This is a genomic window from Candidatus Dormiibacterota bacterium, assembly GCA_036495095.1.
Taxonomy (GTDB): domain Bacteria; phylum Chloroflexota; class Dormibacteria; order Aeolococcales; family Aeolococcaceae; genus CF-96.
Window position 1 is genome coordinate 1 of sequence record DASXNK010000177.1, and the last position, 3,452, is coordinate 3,452.

General features: G+C 72.7%; 5 protein-coding genes. 4 read left to right on the plus strand and 1 reads right to left on the minus strand.

What is annotated here, in order from left to right:
• From VGL20_17670 to VGL20_17685, 4 genes are all read left to right on the plus strand, one after another.
• The coding region (locus VGL20_17670; protein ID HEY2705514.1) for a hypothetical protein at positions 1–455 on the plus strand (455 nt) is incomplete at its 5' end.
• 38 nt (positions 456–493) lie between these two features.
• Entirely contained in the window at positions 494–892 is a 399-nt protein-coding gene (locus VGL20_17675; GenBank protein HEY2705515.1) for a hypothetical protein, read from the plus strand.
• 298 nt (positions 893–1,190) lie between these two features.
• Complete coding sequence (locus VGL20_17680; GenBank protein ID HEY2705516.1) at positions 1,191–2,690, plus strand: aldehyde dehydrogenase family protein; 1,500 nt, start codon at positions 1,191–1,193, stop codon at positions 2,688–2,690.
• Between the two features lie 23 nt (positions 2,691–2,713).
• Complete coding sequence (locus VGL20_17685; protein HEY2705517.1) at positions 2,714–3,115, plus strand: SCP2 sterol-binding domain-containing protein; 402 nt, start codon at positions 2,714–2,716, stop codon at positions 3,113–3,115.
• A 64-nt stretch (positions 3,116–3,179) separates the two neighbouring features.
• Here VGL20_17685 and VGL20_17690 read toward each other — a convergent pair.
• The coding region (locus VGL20_17690; GenBank protein ID HEY2705518.1) for a LuxR C-terminal-related transcriptional regulator at positions 3,180–3,452 on the minus strand (273 nt) is incomplete at its 5' end.

The window sequence follows — 3,452 nt, forward strand, 5'->3', positions numbered from 1 at the left end:
CGGTGCAGGTGCGCTTCGCCGTGCTCGACTCGGCCGGGAGGCCGGTGGGGGGCGCGGACGCCACCATCCCCTTCATCGCCCCCGGCCAGACGATGGGGATCGCGGCGCGCGTCGAGCAGTCGGGGAGCGGGTTGCGCGCCACCGCGACCGTGCTCGGCGCCCAGTGGACCCCGGCCGCCGCGGTCGCCCCGCTGACCGTGACCGGCACCACCTACACCTGCGGCACCTGCCGGCCCGGCCCCGGCTACGGCACCGCGGCGGGGACGCTGACCGCGGCGCCCGGGGTGACGGTGTCGAGCATCACCCTCACCGCGGTCTGCTACGAGGGCGACGCCATCACCGGCGGCGACACCTCGGTCGAGACGGTCACGGCGCTGCCGAAGCCGGTGCAGGAACCGGTGATCATCAGCGCGGTGCCGACCCGCTGCGACCTGTACGCCGCACCCGGGTCCTGACCCGCCGGCGCCGGGCGCCGCGCTCTAGACTGCCGGCCATGCTCCGGACCCGCCATCGGCCGACCCTGCTGGGCATCGCCGGGCTGATGGCAGGGTCGGGCACCCTGCACCTCGTGGCTCCGGGCTTCTACCGGCGGATCGTGCCGCGGGTGCTCGGCCATGCCGACACGGTGGTGGCGGTCAGCGGGATCTGCGAGCTCGCCTGCGCCGCGCTGCTGCTGGTGCCGGCGACCCGGCGGCTGGGGGCGTACGCGACCGCCGCGCTGCTGGTGGCGGTGTTCCCCGCCAACGTGCAGATGGCGGTCGACGGCGGCCTCGGGGGCGGCTCGTTCCCGGTCAACAGTGCGGTGGTGGCGTGGCTGCGGCTGCCCCTGCAGGTGCCGCTGGTGGTCTGGGCGCTGCGGCTGCGCGAGGACGCTTCCGGCCCTCCCCGCTGACCCCATCGAGGGGAGGGCAGCGGGGGCGCCCGGCGCCCCGCTCAGCGCGGCCGCGCGGGGACGTCGCGCGACACCGTCGACCGAGTGTGCTGCGGCATCAGTATGCGCCCCGGAATCGCGAATCCACGTCCCGCGACTCTCCGTCCGGTTGCGGGAAAGGGGGGGAGCCGCCGCCGCGCCGTGGCCACGATCTCCCCCGTTCACACACCCGGGTCGGAGAGTGGGGATGGCTCCGCCACCCGCGGCGCCATACCGTACCGGGTGCATCGACAGCAGTCCGGGCCGTGAGGAGGCAGCAATGGCGATCGACACCCGGCCACGCCGACCCGAGGTCGCGCTGGTCGACCGGCTGCCACGCAGGCTGCTGATCGGCGGCGCCTGGGTCGACGCCCAGACCGACGCCACCTTCGACACCGTCGACCCCGCCACCGGCGAGGTGCTCGCCACCCTGCCCGCCGGCACCGCCGCCGACGTCGACCGCGCCGTCCGCGCCGCCCGCACGGCGTTCGAGGACAGCTGGCGCCACCTCTCCCCCGCCGCCCGCGGCCGCTGCCTGCTCCGCCTCGCCGACCTCATCGACGAGAACGCCGAGGAGCTGGCCACCATCGAGACCCTCGACGTGGGCAAGCCGCTCACCGAGTCGCAGTACATCGACATGGCGGTGACCAGCGAGGTCTACCGCTACTACGGCGGGTGGGCGACGAAGATCACCGGCCAGACCCTGCCGGTCTCGCCGGTGGTGGGCTCCGCCTTCGCGTACACGCGCCGCGAGCCGTACGGCGTGGTCGGCTGCATCGTCCCCTGGAACTTCCCCTTCCTGCTCACCGCATGGAAGCTGGGCCCGGCGCTGGCGGCGGGCAACACCATCGTGCTCAAGCCCGCGGAGAACACCTCGCTCAGCTCGCTGCGGCTCGGCGAGCTGTTCGCGGAGGCGGGCTTCCCCGACGGTGTGCTGAACATCGTCACCGGCCTCGGACATGAGGCGGGGCAGGCGGTGGCCGAGCACCCGGGGATCGACACGGTGAGCTTCACCGGCAGCACCGCCACCGGCCGCCGCATCCTCCAGGCCTCGGTGAGCACCCTCCACCCCGTGCACCTCGAGCTCGGCGGCAAGAGCCCGAACATCGTGCTCGCCGACGCCAACCTCGACGACGCCGTGCAGGGCGCCTTCACCGCGATCTTCGTGAACCAGGGCCAGGTCTGCTGCGCCGGGTCGCGGCTGTACGTCGAGCGCAGCGTCCACGACGAGGTCGTCGAGCGGCTCGCCGCCGAGGCCGAGGAGGTCGTGCTCGGGCACGGGCTCGACGCCGACACGACGATGGGCCCGCTGGTGTCGGAGGTGCAGCAGCGGCGCGTCGCCGGCTACGTCGAGGAGGGCGTCCGGGCGGGGGCCAGCTGCCGCACCGGCGGCGGCGTGCCCGGCGGCGACCTCGCCGGCGGCTACTTCTACCAGCCCACCCTGCTCACCGGCGTGAGCGACGACATGACCGTCGCCCGCGAGGAGATCTTCGGGCCGGTGCTGTCGGTGATGTCCTTCGACGACATCGACGAGGTGGTGCGCCGCGCCAACGACAGCACCTACGGGCTGGCCGCGGGCATCTGGACCCGCGACATCTCCAAGGCCCACCGGATCGCCCACGCGCTGCAGGCCGGCCTGGTGTGGATCAATGCGTACAACATGCTCGACCCAGCGGCCCCCTTCGGCGGCTACAAGCAGTCCGGCTTCGGCCGCGACCTGGGCGAGGAGGGGCTGAACGCCTACACCCAGACCAAGACGGTCTGGGTCGGCCTCGACTGACAGCAGGAGCCAGGAGGAGACACATGGCGGTTTTCAAGGACGCAGCCGACGTCGACGCCCACATCGGGCAGATCTTCCGGGAGGCGACCTCCGACCCCGAGCTGGGGCCGAAGTTCGCCGAGTCCGGCGTCGTGCTCAAGCTCCACTACACCGAGCCCGCCTGCAGCATGACCGCGGACTTCGCCAACTCGAAGGTGTACTTCGACGACGACTCGGCGCCGGCACCGAACGTCGAGATGTTCATGAAGGCCGACGTGGCGCACAGGTTCTGGCTGGGCAAGGTGAACATCGCCGCGGCGCTCGCCAAGGGCGACATGCGCGCCAAGGGACCGATCCCCAAGATCCTGAAGATGGTTCCCCTGGCGAAGCGGGTGTTCCCGCGGTACACCGAGCTCTGCGAGAAGATCCCGGTCGGCGCCGCCTAGAGAGACTGACACGGACGGTCCGGACCCGGATTCGCCGGGTCCGGACCGCTCCTGTCTCCGGGGGTCAGACGAGCAGGCCCCGGCGCAGCGCCGCGCTCACCGCGGCGGCGCGGCTGGTCACCCCCATTCTCTTCAGCAGCAGGGAGATGTCGCGGCTCACGGTGGCCTGCGGCTTGCTGAGGATGCGGGCGATGTCGCGGTCGGTGAGGCCGTCGGCGAGCAGGGTGAGCAGGCGCTCCTCGGAGGCTTGGCGGTCGACGTTGTCGGGGAAGACCAGGGCGTCGACGATCGCCTCGCCGAGGCGCGGGTCGAGGTAGATGTGGCCCTGCTTGGCCCA

Coding starts and splice junctions, on each gene's coding strand:
- VGL20_17675 (HEY2705515.1), top strand. CDS start 494: ATGCTCCGGACCCGCCATCGGCCGACCCTGCTGGGCATCGCCGGGCTG.
- VGL20_17680 (HEY2705516.1), top strand. CDS start 1,191: ATGGCGATCGACACCCGGCCACGCCGACCCGAGGTCGCGCTGGTCGAC.
- VGL20_17685 (HEY2705517.1), top strand. CDS start 2,714: ATGGCGGTTTTCAAGGACGCAGCCGACGTCGACGCCCACATCGGGCAG.